At 69.2% G+C, this 19,252-nt stretch carries 13 protein-coding genes; 9 read left to right on the top strand and 4 right to left on the bottom strand.

Going from position 1 to position 19,252, the window contains the following annotated elements; all coding sequences use genetic code 11:
• The first annotated feature begins 23 nt into the window (after nt 1-23).
• The 7 genes from H4F90_RS04055 (at nt 24) to H4F90_RS04025 (ending at nt 8,038) form a co-directional block, all read left to right on the top strand.
• Nucleotides 24-1,154 (top strand): polyamine ABC transporter substrate-binding protein, encoded by a 1,131-nt coding sequence (locus H4F90_RS04055; protein WP_182661701.1) that lies wholly within the window; start codon nt 24-26, stop codon nt 1,152-1,154.
• 64 nt (nt 1,155-1,218) lie between these two features.
• Complete coding sequence (locus H4F90_RS04050) at nt 1,219-2,331, top strand: ABC transporter ATP-binding protein (RefSeq protein WP_182661699.1); 1,113 nt, start codon at nt 1,219-1,221, stop codon at nt 2,329-2,331.
• Nucleotides 2,328-3,281 carry an ABC transporter permease gene (locus tag H4F90_RS04045; protein WP_182661697.1) on the top strand — a complete coding sequence of 318 codons (954 nt, stop codon included), beginning with the start codon at nt 2,328-2,330 and terminating at the stop codon, nt 3,279-3,281. Before H4F90_RS04050 ends, H4F90_RS04045 begins: the two co-directional genes overlap by 4 nt.
• Complete coding sequence (locus H4F90_RS04040) at nt 3,278-4,162, top strand: ABC transporter permease subunit (RefSeq protein ID WP_182661695.1); 885 nt, start codon at nt 3,278-3,280, stop codon at nt 4,160-4,162. The genes H4F90_RS04045 and H4F90_RS04040 overlap by 4 nt, the downstream gene beginning before the upstream one ends.
• Before the next feature lie 55 nt (nt 4,163-4,217).
• On the top strand, nt 4,218-5,594 hold the full coding sequence (locus H4F90_RS04035) for a DUF3138 family protein (RefSeq protein ID WP_235971940.1): 1,377 nt from the start codon (nt 4,218-4,220) through the stop codon (nt 5,592-5,594).
• A 13-nt stretch (nt 5,595-5,607) separates the two neighbouring features.
• Nucleotides 5,608-7,113, top strand: a complete 1,506-nt coding sequence (locus H4F90_RS04030) for an aldehyde dehydrogenase (protein ID WP_182661693.1) — start codon at nt 5,608-5,610, stop codon at nt 7,111-7,113.
• Nucleotides 7,114-7,285: 172 nt separating this feature from the next.
• Entirely contained in the window at nt 7,286-8,038 is a 753-nt protein-coding gene (locus H4F90_RS04025; RefSeq protein ID WP_182661691.1) for a carbonic anhydrase, read from the top strand.
• A 63-nt stretch (nt 8,039-8,101) separates the two neighbouring features.
• Here H4F90_RS04025 and H4F90_RS04020 read toward each other — a convergent pair whose 3' ends face one another.
• The 4 genes from H4F90_RS04020 to aceE are packed head-to-tail and all read right to left on the bottom strand — an operon-like array spanning nt 8,102 to nt 15,630.
• Complete coding sequence (locus tag H4F90_RS04020; protein WP_182661689.1) at nt 8,102-9,376, bottom strand: Glu/Leu/Phe/Val family dehydrogenase; 1,275 nt, start codon at nt 9,374-9,376, stop codon at nt 8,102-8,104.
• 4 nt (nt 9,377-9,380) lie between these two features.
• Entirely contained in the window at nt 9,381-11,195 is a 1,815-nt protein-coding gene (lpdA, locus tag H4F90_RS04015; protein ID WP_182661687.1) for a dihydrolipoyl dehydrogenase, read from the bottom strand.
• A 13-nt stretch (nt 11,196-11,208) separates the two neighbouring features.
• Complete coding sequence (gene aceF, locus H4F90_RS04010) at nt 11,209-12,900, bottom strand: dihydrolipoyllysine-residue acetyltransferase (RefSeq protein ID WP_182661685.1); 1,692 nt, start codon at nt 12,898-12,900, stop codon at nt 11,209-11,211.
• 18 nt (nt 12,901-12,918) lie between these two features.
• Nucleotides 12,919-15,630, bottom strand: coding sequence for a pyruvate dehydrogenase (acetyl-transferring), homodimeric type (gene aceE, locus H4F90_RS04005; RefSeq protein ID WP_182661683.1), 2,712 nt, complete (start codon nt 15,628-15,630; stop codon nt 12,919-12,921).
• A gap of 231 nt (nt 15,631-15,861) precedes the next feature.
• Between aceE and H4F90_RS04000 the strand changes: the two genes are divergently transcribed.
• Together H4F90_RS04000 and H4F90_RS03995 are read left to right on the top strand one after the other, a co-directional pair.
• A complete protein-coding gene (locus tag H4F90_RS04000) occupies nt 15,862-18,459 on the top strand; it encodes a PAS domain-containing sensor histidine kinase (protein ID WP_182661681.1) in 2,598 nt (865 codons plus the stop codon).
• Nucleotides 18,456-19,082, top strand: coding sequence for a response regulator transcription factor (locus H4F90_RS03995; RefSeq protein ID WP_182661679.1), 627 nt, complete (start codon nt 18,456-18,458; stop codon nt 19,080-19,082). Before H4F90_RS04000 ends, H4F90_RS03995 begins: the two co-directional genes overlap by 4 nt.
• Nucleotides 19,083-19,252 lie beyond the last annotated feature (170 nt).

The raw sequence follows: 19,252 nt of genomic DNA, 5'->3' as shown, positions 1-19,252 counted from the left end.
CTTCCCGCCCCCCGGAGTTCCCCATGCTGCGTTCCGCCCCGCGTCGCACCTTCACCGGCCGCCTGGCCGGCGCCCTGCTTGCCGCCTTCGGCCTGCTGGCCGCCGGCCCGGCCGCTGCGCAGGAGGAGAAGGTGCTCAATGTGCTGAACTGGTCGGACTACATCGCGCCGGACACGATCGCCAACTTCGAGAAAGAGACCGGCATCAAGGTCCGCTACGACAACTTCGACAGCAACGAGGTGCTGCATGCCAAGCTGGTCGCGGGCAAGACCGGCTACGACATCGTCGTGCCCTCGTCCTACTGGGCCCGGGTGCAGGCCGATGGCGGCATCCTGCAGAAGCTCGACAAGGCCAAGATCCCGAACCTCAAGAACCTCGATCCCACCGTGCAGGATCTGCTCGGCAAGCTCGACCCGGGCAACCAGTTCCAGGTGAACTGGCTCTGGGGCTACACCACCGTGGGCATCAACGTCGACAAGGTGAAGGCCGCGCTCGGCGGCCTGCCGATGCCGGCCAATGTCTGGGACCTGATCTTCAAGCCCGAGTACATCAGCAAGCTCAAGAGCTGCGGCGTCAGCGTGCTGGACTCGCCGACCGAGGTGATTCCGGCCGCCCTGCACTACCTGGGCAAGCCGGCCTACAGCCGCAACCAGGCCGACTACGCGGCCGTCGGCCCGCTGCTCAAGAGCATCCGGCCCTACATCACGCTGTTCAGCTCCTCGGGCTACATCAACGACATGGCCAACGGCTCGATCTGCCTGGCCCTGGGCTGGTCGGGCGACATCAGCATCGCGCGCCAGCGTGCGATCGACGGCAAGACCGGCCAGACCATCCAGACCCTGGTGCCGGCCACCGGCGGCATCCTCTTCTTCGATGTGATGGTGATCCCGGCCGATGCGCCCCACCCCGAGAACGCGCACAAGTTCATCGACTACATCCTGCGGCCCGAGGTGCATGCCTCGCTGACCAACAAGGTCTTCTACGCGAACCCGAACAAGGCCTCCAAGGCCTTCGTGAAGCCCGAGGTGGTGAACAACCCGGCGGTCTTCCCGAGCGAGGCCGACATGAAGAAGATGATTGCGCCGGATGCGCTCAGCAACGACATCCGCCGCACCATGACCCGGCTCTACACCGGCTTCAAGACCGGCCTCTGAAGCCGGGCCGGCCAGGCCGGCCCGCTCCACACACGGACCCCAGATGCGGAACAGGGAGGCGGGGATGGCGACACCCGGCGGCGCGCAGGGCTACCTGCAGATCCAGGACGTGGTGAAGGACTTCGGCGGCGGGGCCGTCGCGGTCAACCACGTCAGCATCGACATCGCGCAGGGCGAGATCTTTGCCCTGCTCGGCTCCAGCGGCTGCGGCAAGACCACCTTGCTGCGCATGCTGGCCGGCTTCGAGACGCCGAGCGCGGGGCGCATCGTGCTCGACGGCCAGGACCTCGCCGGCCTGCCGCCCTACGAGCGACCGATCAACATGATGTTCCAGAGCTATGCGCTGTTTCCGCACCTCAGCGTCTGGGACAACATCGCCTTCGGCCTGCGCCGCGACGGCCTGCCGCGCGCCGAGGTGGCCGAGCGTGTCGAGCAGATGCTCAAGCTCGTCCAGCTCGACAAGTACGCGCGGCGCAAGCCGCACCAGCTCAGCGGCGGCCAGCAGCAGCGCGTGGCGCTGGCCCGCAGCCTGGCCAAGCGACCGCGGCTGCTGCTGCTGGACGAACCGCTCGGTGCGCTCGACAAGAAGCTGCGCGAGGCCACGCAGATCGAGCTGGTCAACATCATCGAGCAGGTCGGCGTGACCTGCGTGATGGTCACCCACGACCAGGAGGAGGCCATGACCATGGCCTCGCGCATCGCGGTGATGAGCGAAGGCCGCTTCCTGCAGGTCGGTGCGCCCGCCGACATCTACGAGACGCCCGCCACCCGCTTCGTGGCCGACTTCATCGGCAATGTGAACCTGATGGACGGCGTGCTCCGCAGCGACCAGCCGGACCATGTGCAGATCGACTGCGCCGATTGCAGCCACCATGTCGGCCATGGCATCACCGGCACCGAGGGCATGGCCGTGACGGTGGCGATCCGGCCCGAGAAGATCCGACTGGGCCGCGCGATGCCCGACACCGGCTTCGGCCCGCACAACCGCGTGCAGGGCACGGTGCGCGAGCTGTCCTACTTCGGCAGCTTCACCGTCTACCACCTGGCCCTGGCCAGCGGTGCGGTGCTCAAGGTCAGCCAGGGCAATGTCGACCGCCATCCCGACGACGTGCTGAGCTGGGGCGACACCGCCTGGGCCAGCTGGGCGCCCAACGCCCAGGTGGTGCTCACGCAATGAGCGCCGCCCCCCGCCCCACCCCCGGCCCCGGCGGGCCGACCCGTCGCCTGCGCCTGGGGCGCGGCGCGGTCATCGGCCTGCCCTATGCGTGGCTGCTCGTCTTCTTCCTGCTGCCCTTTCTGATCGTCTTCAAGATCAGCGTGTCCGAGATGGACGGGGTGCGCTTCTCCGAGCTGCTGACCGTTCAGGACGGCGTGCTCCAGCTCACCCTGCGCCTGGGCAACTACCTGCTGGTGGCCGAGGACGCGCTCTACGTCCGCACCTACCTGCGCAGCCTGGGCTATGCGGGGGCCACCACCCTGCTCTGCCTGGCCCTGGGCTACCCCTTTGCCTACTTCATGGCGCGCGCGCCGAGACGGGCCCAGCCGCTGCTGGTGATGGCCGTGATGCTGCCCTTCTGGACCTCCTTCCTGCTGCGGGTCTACGCCTGGAAGGGCCTGCTCGGCGAGGGCGGGGCGGTGGCCGAGCTGCTGATCGCGCTGGGCCTGGACCAGCTGCTGGCAAGCGGTGGCCTGATCGGCAGCCCCGGCAAGCTGATGAACACACCCTTCAGCCTGCTGGTCGGCATGGTCTACACCTACCTGCCCTTCATGGTGCTGCCGCTCTACGCCACGCTCAGCAAGCTCGACGGACGGCTGCTGGAAGCCGCCGCCGACCTGGGGGCCACGCCCTGGACCGCCTTCTGGCGCGTGACGGTGCCGCTGTCCAAGGCCGGGATCATCGCCGGCGCTATGCTGGTCTTCATCCCCTGCGTCGGCGAGTTCGTGATCCCCGAGCTGCTCGGCGGCCCCGAGACGCTGATGATCGGCCGCGTGCTGTGGGACGAGTTCTTCAGCAACAACGACTGGCCGATGGCGGCGACGGTGGCGGTGGTCATGGTGCTGCTGATCGTGGTGCCCCTGGCCCTGTTCAACCGCTACCAGGCCGAGAGCACGGAGGCCCGTCGATGAGTGCCGCCCCCTCGGCCGGCGGCCGCCGGCCGCGCGCATGGTTCGGCCCGCGCTTCGCCCGGGGCTTCGGCCGCGGCTGGCTGATCGGCGGGTTCGTCTTCCTCTACCTGCCGATCCTGTCGCTGATCGTCTACTCCTTCAACGACTCGCCGGTGCCCAACCGCTGGGCCGGCTTCACGCTGAAGTGGTACGCCAGCCTGGTGAACGACCGCGAGCTGCTGGCCGGTGTCTGGCTCAGCCTGAAGCTGGCGGTCTTCACGGCCTGCGGCGCGGTGCTGCTCGGCCTGCTGGCGGCCTTCGCGCTGGTGCGCTACCGGCGCTTCGGCGGCCGCACGGTGTTTTCGGGCATGGTCAGCGCGCCGCTGGTGATGCCGGAGGTGATCGTCGGCCTCTCGCTGCTGCTGATGCTGGTGTCGGTGCAGCGCACCTTCGGCTGGCCCGATCGGGGGCTGCTCACCATCTGGCTCGGCCACCTGCTGCTCGGTCTGGCCTATGCCACGGTCGTCATCCAGGCCCGCCTGCAGGAGCTGAACCCGCAACTTGAGGAGGCCGCGATGGACCTGGGCGCGCGGCCCTTCCAGGTCTTCATGCTCGTCACGCTGCCGATGATCGCGCCTTCGCTGCTGTCGGCCTGGCTGCTGACCTTCACGATTTCGCTCGACGACGTCGTGCTGTCGGCCTTCCTCAGCGGACCGGGCTCGACCACGATGCCTCTGGTGATCTTCTCGCGCGCGCGGCTGGGCCTGAACCCCAGCGTCAATGCCATGGCGACGGTCACCATCGTGATCGTTGCGTTCGGCGTGCTGCTGGCCAGCTACGCCATCGCCCGGGCCGAGCGCCGCCGCCAGCGCGAGGCCGCCGCCGCGGCCCGCGGCGGCTGAGTCCCGGCCCCCGCCTTTCCCCTTGCCCCGACCTTCCGACGCAGGAGATCCCGTGATGAACCGCCCCACCCTGCGTGCCCTGCCGAGCACCCTGTTGCTCGCCCTGGCCGCCGCCTACCCCCTGCTGCAGCCGATGCCGGCGGCCGCCCAGTCCGCCAGCGAAGAGCTGCTGAAGGAACTGCGCGAGCTCAAGGCCCGTGTCGGCGAACTGGAGAAGCGCCTGCTCGAAGCCGAAGCCCGGACCCAGGCCGCCCCGGCTGCTGCGCCGGCCGGCATGACGGCCGAGCAGCAGCAGGAATTCAACCGCATCGCCGTCAAGACCGAGGCGATGGAAGACAACCTCGAAACCTTGGGCCTCAAGGGCCTGAAGATCAGCGGCTACATCGAGCCGGTCTACCTCTACAACCGCCGTCAGGACCGCGCCGGCTTCCAGTTCCTGAACAGCCAGAGCGACGGCTACTTCTACGACACCTCCTACCTCGGCGCCGCGGTGATCGACTTCACCAAGGAGACCGACTCCGGCTCGCGCTTCAAGCTGACCCTGTCGCCGCAGCGTGGCGTGGGCGAGGCCATCGGCGGCGGTATCGTCCACGAAGCCACGGCCTCCATCCCGCTGAGCGATGCCAAGACCCGCCTCTTCGCCGGCCAGCTGCCCGACTGGTCGGGCTACGAGTACCTGCAGCCGACGCTCAACCCCTTCACCACCCACAACCTGCTGTTCGACTTCACCCTGCCCTTTGGCTACACCGGCGTCGGCCTGGACGTGACCCGGGGCAAGTGGTGGATGCGCGGCATCCTCGGCCAGCTCAACCTGACCTCGCGCAGCGCGGGCGAGAAGTCGCCGATGGTGGCCTACCGGGTCGACTACTCGCGTGGCGAGTTCCAGGGCTTCGGCTTCGCCGGCGTGCACGGCCGCATCTTCAACTTCGGCACCGGCACCAACACCACGGCCCACCTGTTCGAAGTCGACGGCTACTTCATCCGCGGCGACTGGACCCTGCAGGGCCAGTTCAGCTACGGCCAGCAGGCCCAGGCCGCGCTGAACGGCGGGGATTCGCGCTGGGTGGGCGTCTCCGGCCTGGCCGGCTACGCGCTCACCCCGCGCCTGCAGGCCCTGGTGCGTGCCGACTTCCTGGAGAACAAGAAGAACGGCGGGGGCTTCTTCGGCTACAGCTTTGCCGACGGCCGCAACGGCATCGGGCCCGACATCAGCAAGCTCGATCCCGGCACCGGCACCCCGCTGCCCGGGGCCAGCGGGGCCAACCGCTATGCGCTCACGGTCGGCCTGAAGTACCTGTTCAACCAGAACACCACCTTCAAGGCCGAGTACCGCTACGACGGGGCCACCGAGCGCGTCTTCGAGGACGTGCGCGACGGCGCCTACAAGAAGAACAACCACCTGCTCGGCGGCTCCGTCGTGCTGTTCTTCTGAGCCCGGAGCCCGCATGAGCCGCAGCGTGCCCATCGACTGGACGGCCCGCGCGGCCGATGGCCTGGCCGCCGGCCTGGACGGCCGGGCCCTGATCGGCGGCCGCCGCCAGGCCGCGCAGGACGGGCAGACCTTCCTCAAGCGCAGCCCGGTCGACGGCCGGGCGCTGGGCGAGGTCGCCCGCGGCCAGGCGGCCGACGTGGATGCCGCCGTGCGCGCCGCCCGCGCCGCCTTCGTCGACGGCCGCTGGGCCGCCCGCCCGCCCGCCGCGCGCAAGCGCGTGATGCAGGCCTTCGCCGAGAAGGTGCTGGCCGCCCGCGAGGAACTGGCCCTGCTCGAAACCCTGGACATGGGCAAGCCCATCGCCCACAGCCTGGCGGTCGACGTGCCCTCCACCGCCCGCACCCTGGCCTGGTACGGCGAGGCGGTCGACAAGGTCTATGGCGAGATCGCCCCCACCGGCCCCAGCGCCCTGGCCCTGATCAGCCGCGAGCCCGTGGGCGTGGTGGGCGCCATCGTGCCCTGGAACTACCCCATGATCATGGCGGCCTGGAAGCTGGGGCCGGCCCTGGCAGCCGGCAACAGCGTGGTGCTCAAGCCCAGCGAGAAGAGCCCCTACACCGCCCTGCGCCTGGCCGAGCTGGCGCTCGACGCCGGCCTGCCGCCGGGGGTGTTCAACGTCGTGCCGGGCTACGGCCCCGAGGCCGGCGAGGCCCTGGCCCGCCACATGGACGTGGACGTGCTGGGCTTCACCGGCTCCACCCGCGTCGGCAAGCACATGCTGGTCTGCGCCGGGCAGAGCAACCTCAAGCGCGTCTACAACGAGCTGGGCGGCAAGAGCGCCTTCCTCGTCTTTCCGGACGCGCCGGACCTCGACCGCTGCGCCCAGACCCTGGCCGGCAGCATCTTCTTCAACCAGGGGGAGAGCTGCAACGCGCCCTCGCGCGTGCTGGTGCAGGCCGACATCGCCGAGGACTTCGCCCGCCGCGTGGCCGCCGAGGCGCCCAAGTACCGGCCGGCCGACCCGCTGGATCCGTCCACCGTGATGGGCGCGCTGGTCGACGAAGGCCAGCTCCGCACCGTGCTGGGCTACATCGAGGCCGGCCGCGCCGAAGGCGCGCACTGCCTGGCCGGCGGCCGCCAGGCCCGGGCCGAAACCGGCGGCGTCTACGTCGAGCCCACCGTCTTCGCCGGCGCGCACAACGGCATGCGCATCGCCCGCGAGGAAATCTTCGGCCCGGTCGTGACCTTGATCCCCTTCCGCGACGAGGCCGAGGCCCTGGCCCTGGCCAACGATTCCCCCTACGGCCTGCAGGCCAGCGTGTGGACCGGCGGCCTCGACCGCGCCCACCGCGTGGCCCGCGCCCTGCAGGCCGGCACCGTCCACGTCAACCAGTACGACGAGGACGACCTCACCGTGCCCTTCGGCGGCGTCAAGCAGAGCGGCAACGGCCGGGACAAGTCCCTGCACGCCTTCGACAAGGTCACCGAGCTGAAGACGACCTGGATCCGCTTGGGCTGAGGACGCGGGCGCAGGACGAGGCGCCCTCCGAGACATGTTGTTTGCCACCCACCCTGGCCGTGAGGAATCTCACGGCTTAAGACAGGCTTAAGACTCGCGATGATGGAATGAGGCGCACCGGACGATCCACCCGCGCGGTGGCTTGCCGGGAACCTCATCAGGAACCGACTTCGTGAATCGACTTGCCCGCCTCGCCTCGCTTCTTCCCCTGATCTTTGCCGCAGCCACCGCCGGTGCCGCACCGCGCGGCGCGCACTGGGACTACCAGGGGCCCCACGGTGCCGCCCACTGGGCGGAGCTCGACGGGGCTTTCGAGACCTGCGCCCGCGGCCAGGCCCAGAGCCCGATCAACATCCGCCATGCGGTCAAGGCCGAGCTGCCGGCCCTGGACTTCCTGTATGCGCGGGATGCCTCGCCCACCCTGGTCAACAACGGCCACACCGTGCAGGTGAACCTGCCCGCCGGCAGCGCGCTGACGGTGGGCGATCAGCGCTACGAACTGCTGCAGTTCCACTTCCACACCCCCAGCGAAGAGGCTGTGGCCGGCCGCCGCACGGCCATGGTGGCGCACCTGGTCCACCGCGACGCCCAGGGTGCGCTGGGCGTGGTGGGCGTGCTGATCCAGCCGGGACGCCACAACGCCGCATGGGCCCCGATCTTTGCGCACCTGCCGCGCAAGGGCGAATCGGTGCAGGTGAGCGACCTGGCCCTGGACCTGGCCGCCTTGCTGCCGGCCGATCATCGCTACTACGACTTCAGCGGCTCGCTGACCACACCGCCCTGCTCCGAGGGCGTGCACTGGATGGTGCTGAAGCAGCCGATCCAGCTGAGCGCGGCACAGATCCGGGCCTTCCGGCAGCTGTTCCCGGCGAATGCGCGGCCGCTGCAGCCGCTGAACGACCGGGTGATCCGCGAAAGCCTCTGAGGCGGTCCGGCAGGAAGCACCGGCGGGCAGGGCCTCAGCCCTGCCCTGTGCCGCACCCGGCCTTCAGGGATAGAGCCCGCGATCCTGACGCGCCATCAGGATGCGCTCGCAGGCCACCGCGAAGGCGGCGGTGCGCAGGGGGATGCGGTGCAGGTCGGCCACGTCCCAGATGCGGGCCAGGGCCTCGACCATGATCTTGTCCAGGCGGGCGTTGATCTCGTCCTCGGTCCAGAAGAAGGACGAGAAGTCCTGCACCCACTCGAAGTAGCTGACGGTCACGCCGCCGGCGTTGCAGATGACGTCCGGCACCACCAGCACGCCGCGTTCGCCCAGGACGCGGTCGCCCTCGGGCACGGTGGGGCCGTTCGCGCCTTCCAGCACCAGGCGGGCTTGCAGCCGGGCGGCCCGGTCGGCGCCGATCTGGCCTTCCAGGGCGGCGGGGATGAGGATGTCGCAGGGCGTGTCCCAGAAGGCCTCGTCATCCAGGGGGCTGGCGCCGGGAAAGCCCGCCACGCCACCCTGGGCCTGCGCATGGGCGGCCAGGGCGGTCGCGTCGATGCCGGCCTCGCGGTGCAGGGTGCCGCTGTGGTCCTGCACGGCCACGAGCCGGGCCCCCGCCGCCGCGAAGAGCTGCGCCGCCACACCGCCCACATTGCCGTAGCCCTGCACCGCCACGCGGGCGCCCTGCAGGTCCAGGCCGATGCGGCGGGCCGCCTCGCGCCCGGTCACGAAGACCCCCCGCCCCGTGGCCTTCACCCGTCCCAGCGAGCCGCCGAGGTGCACCGGCTTGCCGGTGACGACGCCGGTGGCGGTGTGGCCGGTGTTGACGGCATAGGTGTCCATCATCCAGGCCATGATCTGGCCGTTGGTGTTCACGTCCGGCGCGGGGATGTCCTGGGTCGGGCCGATCAGCAGGCCGATCTCGCTGGTGTAGCGGCGGGTCAGGCGTTCCAGCTCGCCGCGGGACAGGCGCCTGGGATCGACCCGCACCCCGCCCTTGGCGCCGCCGTAGGGCAGGTTGACGGCGGCGTTCTTGATGGTCATCCAGGCGGACAGGGCCATCACCTCTTCCAGCGTCACGTCCGGGTGGAAGCGCACACCGCCCTTGCCGGGCCCGCGGCTGAGGTTGTGCTGCACGCGGTAGCCCTCGTAGTGGGCGATGGTGCCGTCGTCCAGCTCGATGGGCACGTCGACGATCAGCGCCCGCTTGGGCCGGCGCAGGGTCTCGGCCCAGCGCGCCAGCGGTCCGAGATAGGGCACGACCCGGTCGATCTGCGAGAGGTAGGTGCCCCAGGCGCTGTCGCTGGTGGGGTGAACGTAGGACAGGGGACTGTTCATGGCCTCATCTCCTTGCGGGCGGCAGGTCGGTGCAGGAGCCATGCGCCACCTCCGCCGCCATGCCGATGCTTTCGCCCAGCGTGGGGTGGGGGTGGATGGTCTTGCCGATGTCGATGGCGTCGGCGCCCATCTCGATGGCCAGGGCCACCTCGCCGATCATGTCGCCGGCATGGGTGCCGACCATGCCGCCGCCGAGGATGCGGCCGTGACCGTGGGCCTCGGGCGAATCGTCGAACAGCAGCTTGGTGACCCCCTCGTCGCGGCCGTTGGCGATGGCGCGGCCCGAGGCGGTCCAGGGGAACAGACCCTTCTTGACCTTGATGCCCTGGGCCTTGGCCTGGTCCTCGGTCAGGCCCACCCAGGCGACCTCGGGGTCGGTGTAGGCCACGCTCGGGATCACGCGGGCATTGAAGGCGGCCGAGGCCAGTTCCTTGTCGCCCTTGAGCGTGCCGGCGATGACCTCGGCCGCCACATGCGCCTCGTGCACCGCCTTGTGCGCCAGCATGGGCTGGCCGACGATGTCGCCGATGGCGAAGATGTGCGGCACGTTGCTGCGCATCTGGAGGTCGACGTTGATGAAGCCGCGATCCGTCACCGCCACGCCGGCCTTCTCCGCCCCGATCTTCTTGCCATTGGGTGTGCGGCCCACGGCTTGAAGCACCAGGTCGTAGAGGCCTTCGCTCTTGCTGCCGTCCAGGCCCTCGAACTGCACCTTGATGCCTTCGGGTGTGGCCTCGGCACCCACAGTCTTGGTCTTCAACATGATCTTGTCGAAGCGGCCGGCGTTCATCTTTTCCCAGACCTTGACCAGGTCGCGGTCGGCGCCCTGCATCAGGCCGTCCATCATCTCCACCACATCCAGGCGGGCACCCAGGGTGCTGTAGACCGTCCCCATCTCCAGACCGATGATGCCGCCGCCGACGATCAGCATCTTCTTGGGCACCGCCTTGAGCGCCAGGGCGCCGGTGCTGTCGACGATGCGCTCGTCCTGCGGGAAGAAGGGCAGCTTCACCGACTGCGAACCGGCCGCGATGATGGCGTGCTTGAAGCGCAGCACCTTCTTGGCGCCACTGCGCTCGGTGCCCGCGCCGGTGGTTTCCTCGACCTCGACGTGGTGAGGGTCGAGGAAGGTGCCCACGCCGCGCACGGTGCTCACCTTGCGCATCTTGCCCATGGCCGCCAGGCCGCCGGTGAGCTTGCCGATCACCTTGTCCTTGTGGCTGCGCAGCTTGTCGATGTTGACGCTGGGGGCGCCGAAATCGACGCCCAGGTCGACCATGTGGCGGACCTCGTCCATCACCGCGGCCACGTGCAGCAGCGCCTTCGAGGGGATGCAGCCGACATTGAGGCAGACGCCGCCGAGCGTGGCGTAACGCTCGACGATCACCACCTTCAGGCCCAGGTCGGCCGCGCGGAAGGCGGCCGAGTAGCCGCCGGGGCCAGCGCCGAGCACGAGCACATCGCACTCGACATCGGCCGCGCCGCCGTAGCTGCCGGCGGGGCCGGCGACCACGACCGGCGCAGGGGCCGCCGCAGCCGGTGCGGGCGGCGGCGCTGCAGCCGGGGCCGAGGCCACGGCGCCCGCGGCTTCCAGCGTGAGGATCACGCTGCCCTGCTTGACCTTGTCCCCCAGCTTGACCTGGAGCGCCTTGACCACGCCGGCCGCGCTGGAGGGAATCTCCATCGAGGCCTTGTCGCTCTCGACCGTGATCAGGCTCTGCTCCACCTTGACGGTGTCGCCGGGCTGGACCAGCAGCTCGATGACGCCGACGTCCTCGAAGTCGCCGATGTCGGGGACTTGAACTTCGATCAATGCCATGTCGCGCCTCCGATCACAGCGCGATGCGGCGGAAGTCCGCCAGCAGCGACGCAAAGTAGACGTTGAAGCGCGCCGCGGCGGCCCCGTCGATGACACGGTGGTCCCAGCTCAGGCTGAGCGGCAGCGACAGGCGCGGCTGGAAGGCCTTGCCGTCCCACTTGGGCTCGATCGTGCTCTTGCACACGCCCATGATGGCCACCTCGGGGGCGTTGATGATCGGGGTGAAATAGCGCCCGCCGATGCCGCCCAGGGAGCTGATGCTGAAGCAGCCTCCGCTCATCTCGGCCGGGGCCAGCTTGCCGTCGCGGGCCTTCTTGGCCAGCTCGCCCATCTCGGTGCTGATCTGGAAGATGCCCTTCTTGTCGGCGTCCTTGATCACCGGCACGACCAGGCCGTTGGGCGTGTCCGCCGCGAAGCCGATGTGGAAGTAGTTCTTCAGCACCAGGGTGTCGCCGTCCAGCGAAGCATTGAACTCGGGGAACTTCTTCAGGGCGGCCACCGCGGCCTTGATCATGAAGGCGAGCATCGTGACCTTGAGGCCGGACTTCTCGTTCTCCTTGTTCAGGGCAACGCGGAAGGCCTCCAGCTCGGTGATGTCCGCCTCGTCGTGGTTGGTGACGTGGGGGATCAGCACCCAGTTGCGGTGCAGGTTGGCGCCGCTGATCTTCTTGATGCGGCTGAGGTCCTTGCGTTCGACCGGGCCGAACTTCGCGAAGTCGACCTTGGGCCAGGGCAGCAGGCCCGGGAAGGCCTCGCCGCCCCCGGCCGCCGCGGGCGCGGGGGCCTTGGCCTTCTGCGCGGCGGTCTGCACGCTGCCGACCATCACGCCCTTGACGAAGCCCTGCACATCGGCCAGGGTGATGCGGCCCTTGGGGCCAGAGCCCTTGACCTCGTCCAGCGGCACGCCCAGCTCGCGGGCGAACTTGCGGATCGAGGGCGAGGCATGCGGCAGCGCGGGCTTGAGCGCGCTGGCGGGCTCATGCGCTGCGACCGCCTGGGGGACCGGAGCCGCTGCGGCGGCGGACGGGGCCACCGGGGGCAGCGGTGCGGCCGAGGCCGCCGCCGGGGGCGTCGCCACCGGGCCGCTGGAGGCCGCGGCCGCCACGGGGGCCGCCGCGCCCGCCACACCGGCCAGGCGGACGATGGGCGTGCCCATGCGAACCTTGTCGCCAAGCTTGACGAGCAGGGCCTGCACGACGCCGGCCGCGCTCGACGGAATCTCCATCGAGGCCTTGTCGCTCTCGACCGTGATCAGGCTCTGCTCGACCCGCACGGTGTCGCCCGGCTGGACCAGCAGCTCGATCACGGCGACTTCGTCGAAGTCGCCGATGTCGGGCACGCAGACCTCGACCGGCCCGGCGGCCAGCGGCGCGGGGGCTGGGGCGGCAAGGGCCGGAGCCGGAGCCGGAGCCGGAGCAGCTGCAGCGGAAACCGGGGCCGCCGCCGCAGGGGCCTCCGCCGCCGCACCGGCCACGTCCAGCAACAGCACGACGCTGCCTTCGCTGACCTTGTCACCCAGGGCGACCTTCAGCTCCCGGACCGTCCCCGCATGGGAGGACGGGATCTCCATCGAGGCCTTGTCGCTCTCGACGGTGATCAGGCTCTGCTCCGCCCGGATGCTGTCGCCGGGCTTGACGAGCAGCTCGATCACGCCCACTTCCGCAAAGTCGCCGATGTCGGGGACCCTGATTTCAACCAGTGCCATGTTCTTGTCTCCCGGCGCTCAGGCGTAGAGCGGATTGATCTTGTCGGCCTGGATGCCGTACTTCGCGATGGCCTCGGCGACCTTGGCCACAGGCAGCTTGCCGTCGTCGGCCAGGGCGCGGAGCGCCGCCACCACGATGTAGTGGCGGTTGACCTCGAAATGCTCGCGCAGCTTGCTGCGGAAATCGCTGCGGCCGAAGCCATCGGTGCCCAGCACCTTGAAGCTGCGACCGGCCGGGATGTAGGCGCGGATCTGCTCGGCGTAGCTCTTCATGTAGTCGGTAGAGGCCACGACCGGACCCTCGTGGGCGCCGAGCTGCTCGGTGACGTAGGCCCGCTGGGGCGGCGCCTCGGGATGCAGCAGGTTGTGGCGCTCGACGGCCTGGCCGTCGCGGGCCAGCTCGTTGAAGCTGGGGCAGCTCCACACATGGGCGCTCACGCCCCAGTCGCTGGCGAGCAGCACGCGGGCGGCCAGGCTCTCGCGCAGGATGGTGCCCGAGCCCAGCAGGTTCACCGTCGGTGCACCCTTGGCGCCCGAGCCAGGCTCCAGCAGGTACATGCCCTTGATGATCTGCTCCTCCGTGCCGGCCTTCAGGCCGGGCATGGGGTAGTTCTCGTTGAGCAGGGTGAGGTAGTAAAAGACGTTTTCCTGCTTCTCGACCATGCGCTTCAGGCCATGCTGCATGATGACCGCCACCTCGTGGGCGAAGGTGGGGTCGTAGCTGACGCAGTTGGGGATGGTGCCGGCCAGGATGTGGCTGTGGCCGTCCTCGTGCTGCAGGCCCTCGCCGTTCAGCGTGGTGCGGCCGCTGGTGCCGCCCAGCAGGAAGCCGCGGGCCTGCATGTCGCCGGCGGCCCAGGCCAGGTCGCCGATGCGCTGGAAGCCGAACATCGAGTAGTAGACGTAGAACGGGACCATGATCCGGTTCGACGTGCTGTAGCTGGTGGCCGCGGCGATCCAGCTGCTCATGCCGCCGGCCTCGTTGATGCCTTCCTGCAGGATCTGGCCGGCCGTGTCCTCGCGGTAGTACATGACCTGGTCCTTGTCGACCGGCGTGTACTGCTGCCCCAGCGGGTTGTAGATGCCGACCTGGCGGAACAGACCCTCCATGCCGAAGGTGCGGGCTTCGTCGACCAGGATGGGCACCACGCGCGGACCCAGGGCCTGGTCGCGCAGCAGCTGCGTCAGGAAGCGCACATAGGCCTGGGTGGTGGAGATCTCGCGGCCCTCGGCGGTGGGCTCCAGCACGGCCTTGAAGGTTTCCAGCGAGGGCACGGTGAAGTGCTCGTCGGCCTTGACCCGGCGCTTGGGCAGGTAGCCGCCCAGGGCCTGGCGGCGGGCGTGCAGGTACTGCATCTCCGGCGTGTCCTCGGCCGGCTTGTAGAAGGGCAGCTTGGGCAGCTCGCTGTCCGGGATGGGGATGTTGAAGCGGTCGCGGAAGGCCTTGATGTCCTCGTCGGTCAGCTTCTTGGTCTGGTGGACGGTGTTGCGGCCTTCGCCGATCTTGCCCATGCCGAAGCCCTTCACCGTCTTGATCAGCAGCACGGTGGGCTGGCCCTTGTGCTTGACCGCACGGTCGTAGGCCGCGTAGACCTTCTGCGGATCGTGGCCGCCACGGCGCAGGTTCCAGATCTCGTCGTCGCTCATGTGGGCGACGAGGGCCGCGGCCGCCGGGTCGCGGCCGAAGAAGTGCTTGCGGACGTAGGCGCCGTCATTGGCCTTGAAGGCCTGGTAGTCGCCGTCCAGCGTCTCCATCATGACCTTGCGCAGCGCGCCGGTCTTGTCGCGGGCCAGCAGCGGGTCCCAGTTGCTGCCCCAGAGCAGCTTGATGACGTTCCAGCCCGCGCCGCGGAACTCGCCCTCGAGCTCCTGCACGATCTTGCCGTTGCCGCGCACCGGACCGTCCAGGCGCTGCAGATTGCAGTTGATGACGAAGATCAGGTTGTCCAGCCCTTCGCGCGCGGCCAGGCCGATGGCGCCCAGGCTTTCCGGCTCGTCCATCTCGCCGTCGCCGCAGAAGACCCAGACCTTGCGGTTCTCGGTGTTGGCGATGCCGCGGGCGTGCAGGTACTTGAGGAAGCGCGCCTGGTAGATCGCCATCAGCGGGCCCAGGCCCATGCTGACGGTGGGGAACTGCCAGAACTCCGGCATCAGCTTGGGGTGCGGGTAGCTGGACAGGCCCTTGCCGTCGACCTCCTGGCGGAAGTGCAGCAGCTGCTCCTCGGTCAGGCGGCCCTCCAGGTAGGCACGGGCGTAGACGCCGGGCGAGACATGCCCCTGGATGTAGAGGCAGTCGCCGCCGTGGCCTTCGCTCTCGGCATGCCAGAAGTGGTTGAAGCCGGCACCGAAAAGGTGGGCCAGCGAGGCGAAGGAGCCGATGTGGCCGCCGAGGTCACCGCCGTCCTCCGGGTTGTGGCGGTTGGCCTTGACCACCATGGCCATGGCGTTCCAGCGCATGTAGGCGCGCAGGCGCTCCTCGATCTCGATGTTGCCCGGGCAGCGCGCCTCGTCCTGCGGCTCGATGGTGTTCACGTAGCCGGTGGTGGCCGAGAAGGGCCGGTCGATGCCGTGCTGCCGCGCCTCTTCCAGCAACTGCTCGAGCAGGAAGTGCGCGCGCTCGCGGCCCTCGCTGTCGATGACCGCGTCGAGGGCGTCGAGCCACTCGCGGGTTTCCTGGGCGTCGGTGTCGTGGGCGGCGGCGGGCCGCTGGGGTTCGGGGACGGCGGACATGGGTCTCCTCGCTCTCTCGTTTGAGCCCGGGAGGCCGGCCGGATCACGGCCGATCCGCGGGCCGGATCAGGGGTGGAGAAAGTCTCGCACAAGGCCAATGAATTTTGAATAGCGCTACGTGTTTCTACGATGCGAAACATTGGACAGGCAAGGAGGTGCTCCCGCACCGCCCCCGAAACCGCGAGGCCAGGCGGTCGCGCCGGGCGGACGGCCCCTTGATAATCCGCGCCCATGGCCCCGCGCAACCCTGTCTCCAACCTTCCGCTGGGCCTGCGCCCGGCCCCGCGTCGCTGGTTCGGCCGATGGTGGAAGCGGCAGTCGCCCACCGACCAAGATCGCCTGGCCACGCTGGGGCCGCTGATCTCGGTGCTGCTCTTCCTCGCCGCGATCGTCACGGCCTTCTGGTACCTGCGCAACGAGGAATTCGAGCGGGAGCAGGAGTCGGTCAAGCGCGACACCGAGATCGCGCAGCAGCAGATCCGGCTGCGCCTGATCGAGAACCAGGAGCAGCTCGTGCGCCTGGCCCGCGAGCTGGCCACCCAGGCCTTCGACGGCAACGAGTTCCTGGGCGAGGCCACGGCCTTCGTCCGCGAGCGACCGGAGGTGGTCAGCCTGTCCTGGATCGGTGCCGAGCGGCAGGTGCGGCTGCGCCAGCTGTCGGGCAACCACGCCCAGGATTTCTCCCGCTTCCCCGAGCTGCCGGCCCACCCGGCCACCCGCGCTGCGCCGCCCCCCGCTGCACCGCCCTCGCTGGGCACCGAGGCCGACTGGGCCTTCGGGGCTGCCCGCGATCTGCGGCAGCCGGTCTACTCGCGGCCCTTCCAGGCCCTGGGCGGCGCGTGGGTCTTCCAGGTCCACGTGCCGGTGATCGATCGAACCATCTTCTCGGGCAATCTGGTGGTGGAGTACTCGGCCGAATCGCTGCTGCGCTTCCACGTGCCGAACGACGTGGTGATGCGCCACGCCATCAGCCTGCTCGACGCCCAGAGCCGCACGCTGGCCAGCACCGTCAGCCGCGAGAGCGGCAAGGACGAGCGCGGGCCACCCTTTCTGTCCGAGGTGGTGGTCTCGCCGGTCGGCAACGGACTGGTGCTGCGGGGCAAGGGCTGGCGGACCTCGGCCGGCCTGGTGGGCAGCACCCTGTTCTGGATGGTGGTCGCGATGTCGGCCCTGACCGTCTGGATGCTGCTGGGCACCTGGCGCCATATGGGTCGGCGTGAGCAGATGCAGGCCGCCCTGATGGCCGAGACCAATTTCCGCCGGGCCATGGAGAACTCCATGCTGACCGGCATGCGGGCCATGGACATGGACGGCCGCATCACCTACGTGAACCCGGCCTTCTGCGCCATGACCGGTTTTGCGGACCATGAGCTGATCGGCAAATTGCCGCCCTACCCGCACTGGCCTGCCGACCGCATCGAGGAGAACATGCGCGTGCTGCAGCAGGAACTGCAGGGGCGCAGCCCGGCCGGTGGCATCGAGGTCCGGATCATGCGCAAGGACACCAGCGAGTTCGACGCGCGCATGTACGTCTCGCCACTGATCGATGCGCGCGGCCAGCAGACGGGCTGGATGACTTCGATGACGAACATCACCGAGGCCAAGCGCGTGCGCGACCAGCTCAGCGCCTCGCATGAACGCTTCACCACCGTGCTGGAGGGCCTGGAGGCCGCCGTGTCGGTGCTGTCGGTGCAACAGGGCGAGCTGCTGTTCGCGAACCGCAGCTACCGGCTGTGGTTCGGGGGCGACGCCCGGGGCCACGGCTGGCTCGCGGGGGGGGCGGGCAGTCCGGCCCTGCAGGTCGAGCTCGACGAGGCGGTGGACAGCTTCGGCGGTTTGCCCGCCCAGGCCCTGACCCGTGCCGGCACCGACGTGCGCGAGGTGCATGTCGCCAGCCTGGACAAGTGGTTCGACGTCCGTGCCCGCTACCTGCAGTGGACCGACGGCCGTCTGGCGCAGATGCTGATCGCCACCGACATCACCGAACGCCGCCGGGCCGAGGAGCTGACCGCCCGGCAGGCCGAGCGCTCGCAGCAGACCAGCCGCCTGATGACCATGGGCGAGATGGCGTCCAGCGTGGCCCATGAGCTGAACCAGCCGCTGACCGCCATCACCAATTACTGCAACGGCATGGTCTCGCGGGTGAAGGCCGACACCATCCAGAAGGACGATCTGATCGCCGCGCTCGAGAAGACGGCCAAGCAGGCCCAGCGCGCGGGCCAGGTCATCCACCGCATCCGTGCCTTCGTCAAGCGCAGCGGGCCGCAGCGCCAGCCGGCCCAGGCCCAGCAGATCGTCGAGGACACGGTGGAACTGGCCTCCATCGAGCTCAAGCGCCGGCATGTCGCCATCCAGAGCTATGTGGCGCGGCGGCTGCCCGAGATCCTGGTCGATCCCATCCTGATCGAGCAGGTCCTGCTGAACCTGCTGAAGAACGCGGCCGAAGCCATCGACCAGGCCGGCATGCCGACGCAACGCCGACGCATCGAACTGCGCGTCGTGCCGCGCCACACGACCGAGGAAGGCGGCGTCATCGAGTTCAGCGTGACCGACACCGGCCCCGGCCTGCCCGAGGATGTGCTCAAGCGCCTGTACGAGGCCTTCTTCTCGACCAAGACCGACGGACTCGGCATCGGCCTGTCGCTGTGCCGTTCCATCGTGGAATCGCACCGCGGCCGGATCCGTGCCGAGAATCTCTACAATGGCTCGCAGGTCGTCGGCTGTCGTTTTGCCTTCACGCTGCCCGTGGAGGTGGAGCCTGCGGACGCCGACAGCCTTCCCGTCGGCAGCCCCGAAGCCGGCCCCCTCCCCCTCAGCAAAACCTCATGAGCCTGATCCCGAAGAAAGGCACGGTCTACGTCGTCGATGACGACGAGGCCGTGCGCGACTCCCTCCAGTGGTTGCTCGAGGGCAAGGATTACCGGGTGAAGTGCTTCGACTCGGCCGAGTCCTTCCTGTCACGCTTCGACCCGCGGGAAGTGGCCTGCCTGATCGCCGACATCCGCATGGACGGCATGAGCGGCCTGGAGCTGCAGGACCGGCTGCTTGAGCGCAAGAGCCCGCTGCCCATCGTCTTCATCACTGGCCACGGCGATGTGCCGATGGCCGTCACGACGATGAAGAAGGGCGCGATCGATTTCATCGAGAAGCCCTTCAAGGAAGAAGAGCTGCTGAGCCTGGTCGAGCGCATGTTCGAGCAGGCCCGCCTCGCCTTCAGCCAACACCAGGAGCAGGCCAGCCGCGAGGCCCTGCTGTCGCGCCTGACCACCCGCGAGAGCCAGGTGCTCGAGCGCATCGTTGCCGGCCGGCTGAACAAGCAGATCGCCGACGACCTGGGCATCAGCATCAAGACCGTGGAGGCGCACCGCGCCAACATCATGGAGAAGCTGAACGCCAACACCGTGGCCGACCTGCTGAAGATCGCGCTGGGTGCCCAGCAGATCAAGGCCTGAGACGCGGCCCGTTCCGCGCCCTCGAGCCCCCAAGGCCGCGCACGTCGCGGCCTTTTTCTTGGCTGCACGCTATCCCCGGCATCAAGGCTTTCAACGCCGGGAACACCAGGCCCTTGCGAAGATCCGAGCACGCCGTGCACCGCTGCACGCCCGACCTCCTTTTGACGACG

Origin of the sequence: Aquariibacter albus (genome assembly GCF_014145335.1) — a bacterium.
Taxonomy (GTDB): domain Bacteria; phylum Pseudomonadota; class Gammaproteobacteria; order Burkholderiales; family Burkholderiaceae_C; genus Aquariibacter; species Aquariibacter albus.
Note: the sequence above shows the minus strand (reverse complement) of the source record. Positions and strands in the feature narration are given on the sequence as shown.